Here is a 13823-nt window from a genome sequence, read left to right on the forward strand (position 1 = left end):
TTGCGCGCATTCGTTTTCAAGATGCCTTGGCTGACAGCCCTGGCAGGAGTTTCCATGTCCCTGATCATCACCGACGATTGCATCAACTGCGACGTCTGCGAACCCGAGTGCCCGAACGCTGCGATTTCCCAGGGCGAAGAGATCTACGTGATCGACCCCAACCTGTGCACCCAATGTGTCGGCCACTACGATGAACCTCAGTGCCAGCAGGTATGCCCGGTGGATTGCATTCCGTTGGATGAAGCCCACCCGGAGACTGAAGCGCAGTTGATGGAAAAGTACCGCAAGATTACCGGTAAGGCTTGAGCCTGTTGGCGCCTGCAAGGGCCTTATCGGGAGCAAGCCCCTCCCACATGTGAAGTGTGGGAGGGGGCTTGCTCCCGATGGCAATATCAGCCATCACACAGCAATCAGCTCTGGCACTTAGGACAAAACACACTGGCCCGCTGCCCCAGCACCACATTGCGCAATTCGGTCCCGCAGACCTTGCACGCCTCGCCGCCCCGGCCGTAGACGAACAGCTCCTGCTGGAAGTACCCCGGTTGCCCGTCGCCACCGATAAAGTCGCGCAACGTGGTGCCGCCGCGCTCGATGGCGGCCGCCAGGATGCGCTTGATCTCGATCGCCAGCTTCAAATAACGCGCCCGTGAAATCCCGCCCGCCGCCCGGCGCGGGTCGATCCCGGCGGCAAACAGCGCTTCGGTCGCATAGATATTGCCCACGCCCACCACCACCGCGTTGTCCATGATGAACGGCTTCACCGCCATCGTCTTGCCACGGGACAACTGGAACAAACGCTCGCCATCGAACAGGTCGGTCAACGGCTCCGGTCCGAGGCGAATCAGCAATTCGTGGTTGTGCGGGTCGTGGCTCCAGAGCATCGCGCCAAAACGCCGCGGGTCGGTGTAGCGCAAGGCCAGGCCGGATTCGAGCTCGATGTCCACATGCTCGTGCTTGGCCGCCGGCAGGCCGACTTCCACCAAGCGCAGGTTGCCCGACATGCCCAGGTGGCTGATCAAGGTGCCCACCTCGGCATTGATCAACAGGTACTTGGCCCGCCGTTCCACCAGCACGATGCGCTGCCCGGACAGACGCACATCCAGGTCCTCCGGGATCGGCCAGCGCAGGCGCCGCTCACGCACCACCACACGGCTGACGCGCTGGCCTTCCAGGTGCGGGGCAATCCCACGCCGGGTGGTTTCGACTTCGGGTAATTCGGGCATGTGTACCTCTGGGTGAAAGGGTCAGTGCGCGCCCAGCTCACGAATCGACAACTTCAGGCTATCGAAGTCGTAGTCCGACAGGCCCACGTAGTCCAACACCAGACCGCCCACGGTATTCCACTCATGATCCACCGTCTGGTTGCCCAGTACCCGGTAGGACGAACAGATATGCTCGGCCATCTTCAGGATCGCCAGCAGGTTTTTCAGTTGTGAATTGCGCGATGACTCATCGCTGAAAATCGCCAGGGCGTTGTGGTGATTGGCGATGGCGTCAGTCACATGCTCCGGCAGGCGCCAGGACTTGGCGGTGTAGTAGCCGACTACCGCATGGTTGGTGTTGAACGCGTTGTTTTCGGTGTCGACCACGCGGCAGTCGGGACCGGCGTTGCCGTAGGCCTCTTCGAGCACCGACATGTAATTGGGGAAACGCTTGAGCATCAGCGGCACGCCGCAATCGTGGAACAGCCCCAGGGCGTAGGCTTCGTCCACCGCCTGGGAGCCGGTGCGCTTGGCCAGGGTGAGGCAAGTCATGGCCACATCCTGGGCGGTGTCCCAGAAGCGGTTGAGGGTGACGATGGTCTCATCGTTCATCTCGCCCTTGATCGACTGGGCGTTGATCAGGTTGATGATCGAGCGGCTGCCCAACAGGTTCACGGCGCGCTGGATCGAGGCGATCTTGTTGGTCAGGCCGTAATACGGCGAGTTGACGATCTTGAGCAATGCGCCGGACAGGCCCGGGTCCTGGGCGATCAACCGCGCGATCACCTCCAGGTCCGGGTCGGGCATGTATTGCTCCATCTGCAAATCCACCATGATCTGCGGTTGGGGCGGCACGCTGATGCCTTGCAGGGCCTGTTGGATCTGTTCGGCGGAAAGCTCTGGGTGCATAAGTACATACTCTGGGCTAGGCGCCGATTCTAACCCCGATGGGAAGCTGACCGACACCTCAAAAACCGAATGGCAACCCGCTCCTGTAGCGAGCTTGCTCGCGAAAAAACCATGGACGACACGGCCTACCTGATAGCGCTGCGTTATCGTTGACGGTCTTCGCGAGCAAGCTCGCGCCTACAGCCCATCAGGCCAAGCCACGAAATGTAATGCAACACGTTATACTCCCGCTCTTTTTTCCGGAGCGACGTCATGTCCCTGCCAAGCCTGCGTCTCAAAGCCAACGCCGATCGTCGTTTGCGCAACGGCCACCTGTGGGTCTACAGCAACGAAATCGACGTGGCCGCCACCCCACTTCACGGCTTCCAGGCGGGCGACCAGGCCATCCTCGAAGCGGCCGGCGGCAAGACCCTGGGCATCGTGGCCATGAGCCCGAACAACCTGATCTGCGCGCGCCTGCTGTCGCGTGACATCAAGTTGCCTTTGGACAAGTCACTGCTGGTGCACCGCCTCAACGTTGCCCTGTCCCTGCGTGATCGCCTGTTCGACAAGCCGTTCTACCGCCTGGTCTACGGCGATTCCGACCTGTTGCCGGGCCTGGTGGTCGACCGTTTCGGCGACATTCTGGTGGTGCAGATCGCTTCGGCGACCATGGAAGCGCATAAAGAGGACGTGATCGCCGCCCTGACCCAAGTGCTCAAGCCCAGCGGCATCCTGTTCAAGAACGACTCCGCCGCGCGCGACGCCGAAGGCCTCAACCGCTACGTCGAAACCGTGTTCGGCCTGGTGCCGGAGTGGGTTGCGCTGGAAGAGAACGGCGTGAAATTCGAAGCCCCGGTGATCCAGGGCCAGAAAACCGGCTGGTTCTACGACCACCGCATGAACCGCGCGCGCCTGGCCCCGTATGCCAAAGGCAAGCGCGTCCTCGACCTATATAGCTACATCGGCGGCTGGGGCGTGCAAGCCGCAGCCTTCGGCGCCACTGAAGTGTTCTGCGTCGACGCCTCGGCCTTCGCCCTCGACGGCGTCGAGCGCAACGCCGCGCTGAATGGCGTCGCCGAGAAAATGACCTGCATCGAAGGCGACGTCTTCGAAGCCCTGAAGGAACTCAAAGCCAGCGAAGAACGTTTCGACGTGATCGTCGCCGACCCACCGGCCTTCATCAAACGCAAAAAAGACATGAAAAACGGCGAAGGCGCCTATCGCCGCCTGAACGAGCAAGCCATGCGCCTGCTCAGCAAAGACGGCATCCTGGTCAGCGCCTCCTGCTCGATGCACCTGCCGGAAGACGACCTGCAAAACATCCTGCTGACCAGCGCCCGCCACCTGGACCGCAATATCCAGATGCTCGAACGCGGCGGCCAGGGCCCGGACCATCCGGTGCACCCGGCGATTGTCGAGACGCGCTACATTAAGAGCATCACCTGCCGGTTACTGCCCAATAGCTAAAGACTGAAACCGTCCCCCTGTAGGAACGAGCTTGCTCGCGAAAAACGAACAGGCGACGCGGGCCTCCCGATAGCGCTGCGTTATCGCTGACGTTTTTCGCGAGCAAGCTCGCGCCTACAGGAAGACGGTGTAGAATCGGCCCTATTCATCGCCAGTCATCCCCCGGCGGGTTTATGAGCTCAAGGCCACTGCGCACGGCGATCCCGTAACGTTTGCGGCAACTTCCGGACACCAGTGCCATTTTTCGGGTGTTCCAGACGTCCATAGAAGCTCACTCCCCTTTGATTCCTGATTAGCCGCCCGGAGTGCTCCAATGCCTGATTACCGCTCGAAAACATCCACCCACGGCCGCAACATGGCCGGCGCCCGCGCACTGTGGCGCGCCACGGGGATGAAAGATGACGACTTCAAGAAGCCGATCATCGCGATTGCCAACTCGTTCACCCAGTTCGTCCCCGGCCACGTCCACCTCAAGGACCTGGGCCAACTGGTCGCCCGCGAGATCGAACGCGCCGGCGGCGTGGCCAAGGAATTCAACACCATCGCCGTGGACGACGGCATCGCCATGGGCCATGACGGCATGCTGTATTCCCTGCCGAGCCGCGAGATCATCGCCGACTCCGTGGAGTACATGGTCAACGCCCACTGCGCCGACGCCATCGTGTGCATTTCCAACTGCGACAAGATCACCCCCGGCATGCTGATGGCTGCCCTGCGCCTGAATGTCCCGGTGATCTTCGTCTCCGGCGGTCCGATGGAAGCCGGCAAGACCAAACTCGCTTCCCACGGCCTCGACCTGGTCGATGCCATGGTCATCGCCGCCGATTCCAGCGCGTCTGACGAGAAGGTCGCGGAATACGAGCGCAGCGCCTGCCCGACCTGCGGTTCGTGCTCCGGCATGTTCACCGCCAACTCGATGAACTGCCTGGTGGAAGCCCTGGGCCTGGCCTTGCCGGGCAACGGTTCGACGCTGGCCACCCACAGCGACCGCGAGCAACTGTTCCTGCAGGCCGGCCGCACCATCGTCGAGCTGTGCAAGCGCTACTATGGCGAGAACGATGAGTCGGTATTGCCGCGCAACATCGCCAACTTCAAGGCGTTTGAAAACGCCATGACCCTGGACATCGCGATGGGCGGTTCCACCAACACCATCCTGCACTTGCTGGCCGCAGCCCAGGAAGCCGAGATCGACTTCGACCTGCGCGACATCGACCGCCTGTCCCGCAACGTGCCGCAACTGTGCAAGGTCGCGCCGAACATCCAGAAGTACCACATGGAAGACGTGCACCGCGCCGGCGGGATTTTCTCGATCCTCGGTTCCCTGGCCCGTGGCGGCCTGCTGCACACCGACCTGCCGACCGTGCACAGCAAGTCCCTCGCCGAAGGCATCGCCAAGTGGGACATCACCCAGACTGACGACGAAGCCGTGCACACCTTCTTCAAGGCCGGCCCGGCGGGCATCCCGACCCAGACCGCGTTCAGCCAGTCGACCCGTTGGGACACCCTCGACGCCGACCGTGAAAACGGTTGCATCCGCAGTGTCGAACACGCCTATTCCAAAGAAGGCGGCCTGGCCGTGCTGTACGGCAACATCGCCCTCGACGGCTGCGTGGTGAAAACCGCCGGTGTGGACGAGTCGATCCACGTGTTTGAAGGTCGCGCCAAGATCTACGAAAGCCAGGACAGCTCGGTACGCGGCATCCTCGCCGACGAAGTCAAAGAAGGCGACATCGTGATCATCCGCTACGAAGGCCCGAAAGGCGGCCCGGGCATGCAGGAGATGCTCTACCCGACGTCGTACCTGAAATCCAAGGGCCTGGGCAAAGCCTGCGCGCTGCTGACGGACGGGCGTTTCTCCGGCGGCACCTCGGGTCTGTCCATCGGCCATGCTTCGCCGGAAGCGGCTGCCGGCGGCGCGATTGGCCTGGTGCAAGATGGCGACAAGGTGCTGATCGACATTCCGAACCGTTCGATCAACCTGTTGATCAGCGACGAAGAACTGGCCGCACGCCGGGTCGAGCAGGACAAGAAAGGCTGGAAGCCGGTGGAGAAGCGTCCGCGCAAAGTCACTACCGCACTGAAAGCCTATGCCCTGTTGGCCACCAGTGCCGACAAAGGTGCTGTGCGTAACAAGGCGATGCTCGACGGCCTGTAAGGCTCGCCGATAAAAATGCCCCGCCAGGTGCGGGGCATTTTTTGCCTGGAGAAAACCTGTAGAAGCCGGCAAGCCGGGCGCCTACAGAGGGAATGCGGGCCTACTGGATTTCGTCAGGCTTGACGATCACCCAGTTCTTGTCCGCCGTCACCGGCAAGCCTTCCTTGGCCTGGGCCGCCGCGTGCCTGGCCATCATGCCGTTGAGCTGGGCCATGTACTTGTCCTTGCGGTTAACCCACAGGTGCACGCCGCCCTTGGCCACGTCCACATCGTGGAACAGCATGTAGCCGTCGCTGGTCGGCGTATCGCCGCCGACGATCACCGGTTTTTTCCATTCGTCGATGTAGGTGAGGATCGCCGCGTGCTTGCCGGCCATCCAGGTCGCCGGGGTCCACAGGTATGGGGTGAGTTCCAGGCCGAGGTTGGCTTTCTGGTCGTATTTGCCGGCCGCGATCTGTTTGCGCGCGGTGGTCAGTTCGCCGGTCTTGCGGTCTTTGAGCAGGGTGGTCACGCCGATGACGTTCTCGGGTTTGACGTTGTAGCCGTACTTCGGATCAGCCGCGACCATGCGCACCAGTTCTTCCGATGCGGCAGTCATCACATACACCTCGATGCCGTTTTCCATCAGTTTGTTGTACAGCTCGGCCTGGCCGGTGAAGACTTTCGGCGGTTGCACCTCGGATTGCTTCACCACGTCGCCTTCGAAATAGCTGACGGGCACGGGTTTGCCGGAGGCCATCAACTCATCGACCTGGACCTTGAGTTCCTTGAGGGTGAAACCGGAGAACACCTGGGCCACCCAGGGGTAGCAGACCATGTCGTCCACTTCGCACAGGCGATAGTAGTAACTGAACAGACTTTCCTTATGGTCGGCGGTGTCTTTGAACGGCATAAGCTTGAGCGACGGGTCGAGGCTGTCGCGGGTGATCAGGCCCTTGTTTTCCATGTAGGGCAGCAGGGACTCTTCGAGGTCGTAGCGGTAGCTGGTGTTGTCCATGTCGAACACCGCGAAATTACCCTTGTTGGCGTTGGCGGCGATCATTTCGTTCAGTTGCTTGGCGGCCGGGGCCGGCCAGTGTTTCAACTCGGTGTCGGCGAACGCCTGGCTGGCGAGTCCGAGGCAGAATGCGGCGGATACAAGTAATTTCGGCGCGAGCTTCATAGGCGTTGTCTCCCTGAGTGAAAGACATCGACGCTAACAAATCCCTGTGACAGTTTTCGCCCGGTCACGACCGCTTGCGTTCTGATTCCGTCATTGCCATGCGCCTGAGCGCCAACCTCTTATTCCAAAAACGACAGACGCCATTCCATATCGGTATTAAATCAATATAAATCAAACTGTTAGCCTTCCCGGTTGGCAATCGCAGGCTCACGCGATTGGCTGCCTTCTCAATGGAGCTCTCATGAATCTGCCCCTGATTCTCAACGTACTGGTGTTCGTGGCCCTGCTGGTGGGCCTGACACAAACCCGCCGCACAAACTGGAGCCTCGCCAAGAAGGTCCTGTTCGCCCTGGTCCTTGGCGTGGCGTTCGGTACCGGATTGCACGCCATTTACGGCGACGGCAACCCGGTCCTCAAAGCGTCCATCGGCTGGTTCGACCTGGTCGGCAACGGCTATGTGCAATTGCTGCAAATGATCGTGATCCCGCTGGTATTCGCTTCGATCCTCAGTGCCGTGGCGCGCCTGCACAATGCTTCGGCCCTGGGCAAGATCAGCTTCCTGACCATCGGCACCCTGCTGTTCACCACCGCGATTGCGGCGCTGATCGGCATCGGCCTGACCAACCTGTTCGGCCTCACCGCCGAGGGCCTGGTGGCCGGCACCCAGGAAATGGCGCGCCTGCAGGTGATCCAGAACGATTACGCGGGCAAGGTCGCCGACCTGAATATCCCGCAGTTGCTGCTCTCGTTCGTGCCGGCCAACCCGTTCGCCGACCTGGCCCGGGCCAAGCCGACGTCGATCATCAGCGTGGTGATTTTCGCCGCGTTCCTGGGGGTCGCCGCGCTGCAACTGCTCAAGGATGACGTGGAAAAGGGCCAGAAAGTCCTCAACGCCATCGACACCCTGCAAGCCTGGGTGATGCGCCTGGTGCGCCTGGTGATGAAACTCACGCCCTACGGCGTATTGGCGCTGATGACCAAGGTGGTCGCCGGTTCCAACCTGCAAGACATCCTCAAACTCGGCAGTTTTGTCGTGGTCTCGTACCTGGCCCTGGGCCTGATGTTCGTGGTGCATGGCCTGCTGCTGTCCCTGGCCGGGATCAACCCGCTGCGCTTTTTCCGCAAGGTGTGGCCAGTGCTGACCTTTGCCTTCACCAGCCGCTCCAGCGCGGCGGCGATCCCGCTGAGCATCGAAGCCCAGACCCGTCGCCTGGGCATCCCGCAGTCCATCGCCGGCTTCGCCGCCTCGTTCGGCGCAACCATCGGCCAGAACGGTTGTGCCGGGCTTTATCCCGCGATGTTGGCGGTGATGGTCGCGCCGACGGTGGGCATCAACCCGCTGGACCCGCTGTGGATCGCGACCCTGGTGGCGATTGTGACCTTGAGTTCGGCGGGCGTTGCCGGCGTGGGCGGCGGGGCGACCTTCGCCGCGCTGATCGTGCTGCCGGCAATGGGCTTGCCGGTGTCACTGGTGGCGCTGCTGATTTCCGTGGAACCGCTGATCGACATGGGCCGCACGGCGTTGAACGTGAACGGCTCGATGACGGCGGGGGCGATCACCAGCCAGATCATGGGGCAGACGGATAAAGCGTTGTTGAATGCCGATGAGCATGCCGAATTGGCGCAGGCTTAACGCAATAAGCCAGCAGGGCTCTCAGGCCCTGCTAGCTCAAACGATCAACTGCTTTTCGGTAAACCTCATCACGCTCACGCTTGTCGACAGCCACGGCAAACACCGTGATCTCGTGATCAATCACTTGATAGACCAAGCGGTAGCCGCTGCTGCGAAGTTTGATCTTGCAGCAATCGGGCAAGCCGTGCAGACGGTCGGCTTCAATCCGTGGATTGACCAGGATCTCGACCAGCTTCTTTTTGAACTGATGACGAACGGTATCGCCCAGTTTGGGCCATTCCTTCAGTCAGGCTTTTTCCCAAACCTCAAACTGATACGCAGGCCTAGCGCCTTCAGCCGGATTTTCGACGTTCGACACCAATTTCCACTGGTTCGCCGCAAACTCCGGGAACCACGCATCCCCTTCGGGGCTCAGCGCCACGCGGGTCAGGTACAGGCGATCCGCCTGCGCGAGCCCCTGGGCATACAGCTGCGCGCCGCCGATCAGCATCAGCTCGTCCGCGCCGTGCTCCCGCGCCCAGGCATCGGCCCGCTCGACCGCTGCTTCCAACGACGGAAAAACTTCCGCACCTTCAAGCGCAAGATCGGTCTGACGGCTAACCACCAGGTTCAGGCGCCCCGGCAGCGGTCGGCCCAGGGAGTCCCAGGTCTTGCGCCCCATGATGATCGGCTTGCCGAGCGTGGTGGCTTTGAAATATTTGAAATCCCCCGGCAAATGCCAGGGCATGCTGTTGTCGACGCCGATCACGCGGTTTTCACCGAGGGCTGCGATCAGGCTGAGAGGGAGAGTTTTTTTCATGGCGACGAGAATACCAGAGCCCCGCGCAGCTTTCCCCAATCGGGTGCACAGCGGTTATGCTCCAGGCTCACTGGCACAACAGGAAGGCGCGTGACTGCACTGAACCCCCTGCACACTCTCTGGCTGACAGAAACCGTGCGCCTGCGTGAAGAACACGCCGGCCCCCTGGTAGACCTGGAAGCCAACCGCCTGGCCCGCACGGCCGGCGGCGACCTGCCGACGCGCATCCAGAACCGCGCCCGGCACCTGGCCGAACGCGATGGCCTGCGCGCCGCCCTCACCCGCTGGCTGCAAGGCGCGCGCCTGGCGCTGGTGCTGCTGGCCATCGTGGCCATCATCAGCGGCGCCGGGTTGGCCTTTGCCGCGCTGGGCAATGGCTTGGCCCCGGTGAATGTGTTCTGGGCCCTGGGCAGTCTGCTCGGTTTGAACCTGATCCTGTTGCTGAGTTGGGCCCTGGGCCTGCTGTTTGCCAGCGAGCACGGCGCCAGCCTTGGGCGCGTGTGGCTGTGGCTCAGCGAAAAACTCGCCCGTGACGCCAAGGCCGCGCAGTTGGCGCCGGCGTTGCTGCTGTTGTTGCAGCGCCACAAACTCAATCGTTGGGCCGTCGGCGTGCTGGTCAACAGCCTGTGGTTGCTGGCGCTGCTCAGCGCGCTGGTGATCCTGCTGACGCTGCTCGCCACCCGGCGCTACGGCTTTGTGTGGGAAACCACCCTCCTCGGCGCCGACACCTTCGTCGCCGTGACCCAGGCCCTCAGCGCCCTGCCCGCGTTGTTGGGTTTCACCGTGCCGAGCGTCGAAATGATCCGCGCCAGCGGCGATTCCGCGCTGAATATCGACAGCGCCCGCCAAGCCTGGGCCGCCTGGCTGGTGGGCGTGTTGCTGGTCTACGGCCTGCTGCCCCGGTTGATCCTCGCCCTCTTGTGCCTGTGGCGCTGGAAACGCGGGCGCGCCGCCTTGCGCCTGGACCTCAACCTGCCCGGCTACGCGCAACTGCGCGAACGCCTGATGCCCAGCAGCGAACGCCTCGGCGTCAATGACGCGGCGCCGGAACACCTGCACCACGTCAGTGGCGGCGTCAGCGAACTGCAAAGCGCCGGCGCGCTGTTGGTGGCCATCGAGTTGGACGATCAACACCCCTGGCCACCGAAGCTATCGGCCAACGTGAAAGACGCCGGCATCCTCGACAGCCGCGAATCACGCAACAAACTGCTGGAACAACTCAGCCGCTTCCCGCCCGCGCGCCTGGCCATCGCCTGCGATCCACGCCGCTCGCCAGACCGTGGCAGCCTGGCGCTGATCGCCGAGCTGGCCCGCAGCGCCACCGCCACCCGCGTATGGCTGCTGCAAGCGCCGCCCGGCCAGGCGCTGGATGCCGAGCGCCTGGGCGACTGGCACACCGCGCTGCAACAGTTGGAGTTGCCCTTCGCCGACTGCGCGCCGCTGAACTGGCTGGAGACCGGTCATGACTAAACCGCTGAAACTCGCCGTGGTCGGCCACACCAATGTCGGCAAGACCTCGCTGCTGCGCACCCTCACGCGGGACGTCGGCTTCGGCGAAGTCTCCCATCGCCCCAGCACCACGCGGCATGTCGAAGGCGCGCGCCTGTCGGTGGACGGCGAAGCCTTGCTGGAGCTGTACGACACGCCGGGCCTGGAAGATGCCATCGCCCTGCTCGATTACCTGGAGCGCCTGGAGCGTCCCGGCGAGCGCCTCGATGGGCCCGCGCGGCTGGCGCGCTTCCTCGACGGCAGCGAAGCGCGCCAGCGTTTCGAGCAGGAGGCCAAGGTGCTGCGCCAACTGCTGGCGTCCGACGCCGGCCTGTATGTGATCGACGCCCGTGAACCGGTGCTAGCCAAGTACCGCGACGAGCTGCAAGTGCTGGCCAGTTGCGGCAAACCGTTGCTGCCGGTGCTCAACTTTGTCAGCAGCAGCGACCACCGCGAGCCGGACTGGCGCGAAGCCCTGGCGCGCCTCGGCCTGCATGCACTGGTGCGGTTCGACAGCGTCGCGCCGCCGGAAGACGGCGAGCGTCGGCTGTATGAAAGCCTCGCCCTGCTGCTGGAAAACGCACGCCCGCAACTGGAGCGCCTGGTGCTCGACCAGCAGGCCCAGCGCCAGGCGCGTCTGCAAAGCGCGGCGCGATTGATCGCCGAATTGCTGATCGACTGCGCCGCGTGCAGACGCAGCGTGGTCAGCGAAGATGAGCAGCAAGCCATCGTCGATCTGCGCAAGGCCGTACGCCAGCGCGAACAGAAGTGCGTCGAGGCGTTGCTCAAGCTGTTTGGCTTCCGCCCACAGGACGCCGCCGCCAGTGATTTACCGCTGCTGGACGGCCGCTGGGGCGATGACCTGTTCAACCCGCAAACCCTCAAGCAACTCGGCGTGCGCGTCGGCGGCGGCATTGCAGCGGGCGCGGCCGCCGGGGCCGGTGTGGATTTACTGGTCGGCGGCCTGACCCTCGGCGCCGCCGCGCTGGCCGGTGCGATTGCCGGCGGTGCCCTGCAAACCGCGCGCAGTTATGGCAGCCGCCTGCTGGGCAAGCTCAAGGGCCAGCGCGAGCTGACCGTCGACGACAGCGTGCTGCGCCTGCTCGCCCTGCGCCAGCGCCAACTGCTCAAGGCCCTGAACCTGCGCGGCCATGCGGCGATGCACAGCATCAAAGTGGACACGCCCCAGGACAAGACCTGGCGCGAAGGCAAGTTGCCGGACGCCCTGCACAAGGCCCGCGCCTATCCGCAATGGTCGTCCCTCAACCCCCACGCCAAATTGAGCCAGGCCGAACGCCAGGAACAGGTCGAAGCCCTGGCCCAGCGCCTCGACGAAGCTTAAGCCGCCAGCACCTGCCGGGCCTTGGCCTTGAGCACCTCAAGGTCGAGCACCGGCACGTGCATGAGCTTGGCCTCTTCGTCCCAGTGGCGCAGGCGCAGACTCACGGCGCAGAGCGGGTCCTGCTCGAAGGCCCGGGCCTCTTCGGCGCTCATCACCCCGCCCTGATACACCAGGGTCCGGCGGCTGGCCTCGCTCAACCGGGCGTAGTAGTCCGGCTGGCTGAAGGTCAGGTAACGCTTGGCCTGCACGTGGTATTCCACCAGCCTGGCCAGGCGCTCGCTGAAGCCTGCGCGACGCAGATAATCGGCGCCCAGCCGCTCATGACTGACCACGCCATAACCGCCCATGTTCGCGCCGCCCTGGCCGCAAAGATGGCCGATATCGTGGAAGAACGCCGCCAACACCACCTCATCGTCGAACCCTTCGGCCATGGCCAACTGCGCGGCCTGGGACATGTGCTCGATCTGCGACACCGGCTCACCGATGTAATCCGCCATGCCGTGGCGTTCGTACAAGCCGAACACTTCGGCAATCGCCTGTTCCGGGTTCATGCGGCGTCGCCCCACAAGGCGCTGATATTGCGCTCGGCCAGCGCCGGCCCCACGCTCATGCCCACGCCAGTGTGCATCAAGGCCGCACTCACCCCCGGCGCCGCCCGCAGGAACGAAAACGGCCCCGGCCCGCGTGCGCCATACACACCCTGCCAGCGCTCGACCACCTGGATCGTGCAGCCCAGGGTCTGTTCGGCCAGCTCGATCAGCCAGTCATCGACCTGCTCGGCGTTGAACGGCGACGCATCGCTGCCGTACTGGTGGGAATCGCCGATGATCAGCTCGCCATAGGGCGTCGGGCTGATCAGCAAGTGAATCCCGTGTTCATGCAGGTGCGGTGCATCGCGCAGGATCTGCGCCTGCACCGCCGCCGCTTCCGGCAGGTCGGCAAACGCGCCGTAATGCACGCAACTGAGGCCCGTGAGCAAGGCGTGTTGCAGGTTCAGGTTGACCGCCGGCCGCGCGCGCAGCATTTGCAGGCGGCAGACTTGCGGGTTGAGGTCGGCGATCGCTTCGGCCAGCAGGGTCTGGTAGTCGTGGCCGGCGCACACGATGATCTGCTCGCCGCGAAAGCTGCCCGCCGTGCTGTGCAATTGGCCCGGCTCGACGTCGCGCACCAGGGTGGAAAAGTGAAACTCCACCTTCAGTTCCTGGCTCAGATAGCGGATCAGCGCCGGGATCGCTTCGCGCGAATACAACTGCTGATCATCGCGGCCATGCAGGGCGGCGCGATGATGGCGGAACTGGCCGCCGTACACATCCTTGATGGCCGCGCCTTGCAGCAGTTCGACGTTGTAGCCGTGTTCGCGGGCGCGCCCGGCGCAAAAGGCTTCCAGCAGATGCTCTTCTGCCTCGGTACGGGCGAACAGGTACGAGCCGTTACGCTTGAGTTGCAGGCCCGCCACCCGCGCCCATTCGCCCCAGATATCGCGGCTGTGCTGCGCCAGGTCGAGCATGGTGCCTGGCGGCTGGCCGGTGACCAGAGCCTGGCCGAAGTTGCGTACCGAAGCGCCCAACGGTGTGGCACTGCGCTCGAACACCTTGACCTTGAGCCCGCGCCTGGCGGCCGCGTAGGCGTGGGACAGGCCGAGGATGCCGGCGCCGATGATCAGTAAATCTGTCATGAAATACGT

13 protein-coding genes are annotated in these 13823 nt (G+C 63.4%); 6 read left to right on the top strand and 7 right to left on the bottom strand.

Features of this window, described 5'->3' with window-relative positions; translation table 11 throughout:
• The first annotated feature begins 54 nt into the window (after positions 1 to 54).
• Complete coding sequence (locus ACLH0J_RS07595; RefSeq protein WP_010564414.1) at positions 55 to 306, top strand: YfhL family 4Fe-4S dicluster ferredoxin; 252 nt, start codon at positions 55 to 57, stop codon at positions 304 to 306.
• 104 nt (positions 307 to 410) lie between these two features.
• Here the strand turns inward: ACLH0J_RS07595 and mutM are convergent, their stop codons facing one another.
• Both mutM and ACLH0J_RS07605 read right to left on the bottom strand, forming a co-directional pair.
• Positions 411 to 1223, bottom strand: a complete 813-nt coding sequence (gene mutM / locus ACLH0J_RS07600) for a bifunctional DNA-formamidopyrimidine glycosylase/DNA-(apurinic or apyrimidinic site) lyase (RefSeq protein WP_411391488.1) — start codon at positions 1221 to 1223, stop codon at positions 411 to 413.
• A 21-nt stretch (positions 1224 to 1244) separates the two neighbouring features.
• Positions 1245 to 2057 carry an HDOD domain-containing protein gene (locus ACLH0J_RS07605; protein WP_411392783.1) on the bottom strand — a complete coding sequence of 271 codons (813 nt, stop codon included), beginning with the start codon at positions 2055 to 2057 and terminating at the stop codon, positions 1245 to 1247.
• A gap of 306 nt (positions 2058 to 2363) precedes the next feature.
• Between ACLH0J_RS07605 and ACLH0J_RS07610 the strand changes: the two genes are divergently transcribed.
• Together ACLH0J_RS07610 and ilvD are read left to right on the top strand one after the other, a co-directional pair.
• Positions 2364 to 3560, top strand: coding sequence for a class I SAM-dependent rRNA methyltransferase (locus tag ACLH0J_RS07610; RefSeq protein WP_046381745.1), 1197 nt, complete (start codon positions 2364 to 2366; stop codon positions 3558 to 3560).
• Between the two features lie 313 nt (positions 3561 to 3873).
• Complete coding sequence (gene ilvD / locus ACLH0J_RS07615) at positions 3874 to 5715, top strand: dihydroxy-acid dehydratase (protein ID WP_411391489.1); 1842 nt, start codon at positions 3874 to 3876, stop codon at positions 5713 to 5715.
• Between the two features lie 100 nt (positions 5716 to 5815).
• Here the strand turns inward: ilvD and ACLH0J_RS07620 are convergent, their stop codons facing one another.
• Positions 5816 to 6877 (bottom strand): haloacid dehalogenase-like hydrolase, encoded by a 1062-nt coding sequence (locus ACLH0J_RS07620; protein WP_411391490.1) that lies wholly within the window; start codon positions 6875 to 6877, stop codon positions 5816 to 5818.
• A 241-nt stretch (positions 6878 to 7118) separates the two neighbouring features.
• Here ACLH0J_RS07620 and ACLH0J_RS07625 point away from each other — a divergent pair, with 241 nt between their 5' ends.
• A complete protein-coding gene (locus tag ACLH0J_RS07625) occupies positions 7119 to 8510 on the top strand; it encodes an L-cystine transporter (RefSeq protein WP_411391491.1) in 1392 nt (463 codons plus the stop codon).
• A gap of 31 nt (positions 8511 to 8541) precedes the next feature.
• Here ACLH0J_RS07625 and ACLH0J_RS07630 read toward each other — a convergent pair whose 3' ends face one another.
• A complete protein-coding gene (locus ACLH0J_RS07630) occupies positions 8542 to 8796 on the bottom strand; it encodes a type II toxin-antitoxin system RelE family toxin (RefSeq protein WP_411392784.1) in 255 nt (84 codons plus the stop codon).
• Entirely contained in the window at positions 8797 to 9309 is a 513-nt protein-coding gene (locus ACLH0J_RS07635; RefSeq protein ID WP_411391492.1) for a dihydrofolate reductase, read from the bottom strand.
• Between the two features lie 90 nt (positions 9310 to 9399).
• Between ACLH0J_RS07635 and ACLH0J_RS07640 the strand changes: the two genes are divergently transcribed.
• Both ACLH0J_RS07640 and ACLH0J_RS07645 read left to right on the top strand, forming a co-directional pair.
• Positions 9400 to 10779 (top strand): DUF2868 domain-containing protein, encoded by a 1380-nt coding sequence (locus ACLH0J_RS07640; protein WP_411391493.1) that lies wholly within the window; start codon positions 9400 to 9402, stop codon positions 10777 to 10779.
• Complete coding sequence (locus ACLH0J_RS07645; RefSeq protein WP_411391494.1) at positions 10772 to 12139, top strand: DUF3482 domain-containing protein; 1368 nt, start codon at positions 10772 to 10774, stop codon at positions 12137 to 12139. Before ACLH0J_RS07640 ends, ACLH0J_RS07645 begins: the two co-directional genes overlap by 8 nt.
• Here ACLH0J_RS07645 and ACLH0J_RS07650 read toward each other — a convergent pair.
• A complete protein-coding gene (locus tag ACLH0J_RS07650) occupies positions 12136 to 12690 on the bottom strand; it encodes a phosphonate degradation HD-domain oxygenase (RefSeq protein WP_411391495.1) in 555 nt (184 codons plus the stop codon). The genes ACLH0J_RS07645 and ACLH0J_RS07650 overlap by 4 nt on opposite strands.
• Positions 12687 to 13814, bottom strand: coding sequence for a TIGR03364 family FAD-dependent oxidoreductase (locus ACLH0J_RS07655; RefSeq protein WP_411391496.1), 1128 nt, complete (start codon positions 13812 to 13814; stop codon positions 12687 to 12689). The genes ACLH0J_RS07650 and ACLH0J_RS07655 overlap by 4 nt, the downstream gene beginning before the upstream one ends.
• Positions 13815 to 13823 lie beyond the last annotated feature (9 nt).

The organism is Pseudomonas sp. MPB23 (assembly GCF_046605395.1).
GTDB lineage: Bacteria > Pseudomonadota > Gammaproteobacteria > Pseudomonadales > Pseudomonadaceae > Aquipseudomonas.

Bases quoted from the DNA above. Each gene is read 5' to 3' on its own strand.
- ACLH0J_RS07595 (WP_010564414.1), top strand. From the start codon at position 55: ATGTCCCTGATCATCACCGACGATTGCATCAACTGCGACGTCTGCGAA.
- mutM (WP_411391488.1), bottom strand. From the start codon at position 1,223: ATGCCCGAATTACCCGAAGTCGAAACCACCCGGCGTGGGATTGCCCCG.
- ACLH0J_RS07645 (WP_411391494.1), top strand. From the start codon at position 10,772: ATGACTAAACCGCTGAAACTCGCCGTGGTCGGCCACACCAATGTCGGC.
- ACLH0J_RS07610 (WP_046381745.1), top strand. From the start codon at position 2,364: ATGTCCCTGCCAAGCCTGCGTCTCAAAGCCAACGCCGATCGTCGTTTG.
- ACLH0J_RS07650 (WP_411391495.1), bottom strand. From the start codon at position 12,690: ATGAACCCGGAACAGGCGATTGCCGAAGTGTTCGGCTTGTACGAACGC.
- ACLH0J_RS07655 (WP_411391496.1), bottom strand. From the start codon at position 13,814: ATGACAGATTTACTGATCATCGGCGCCGGCATCCTCGGCCTGTCCCAC.
- ilvD (WP_411391489.1), top strand. From the start codon at position 3,874: ATGCCTGATTACCGCTCGAAAACATCCACCCACGGCCGCAACATGGCC.
- ACLH0J_RS07620 (WP_411391490.1), bottom strand. From the start codon at position 6,877: ATGAAGCTCGCGCCGAAATTACTTGTATCCGCCGCATTCTGCCTCGGA.
- ACLH0J_RS07635 (WP_411391492.1), bottom strand. From the start codon at position 9,309: ATGAAAAAAACTCTCCCTCTCAGCCTGATCGCAGCCCTCGGTGAAAAC.
- ACLH0J_RS07625 (WP_411391491.1), top strand. From the start codon at position 7,119: ATGAATCTGCCCCTGATTCTCAACGTACTGGTGTTCGTGGCCCTGCTG.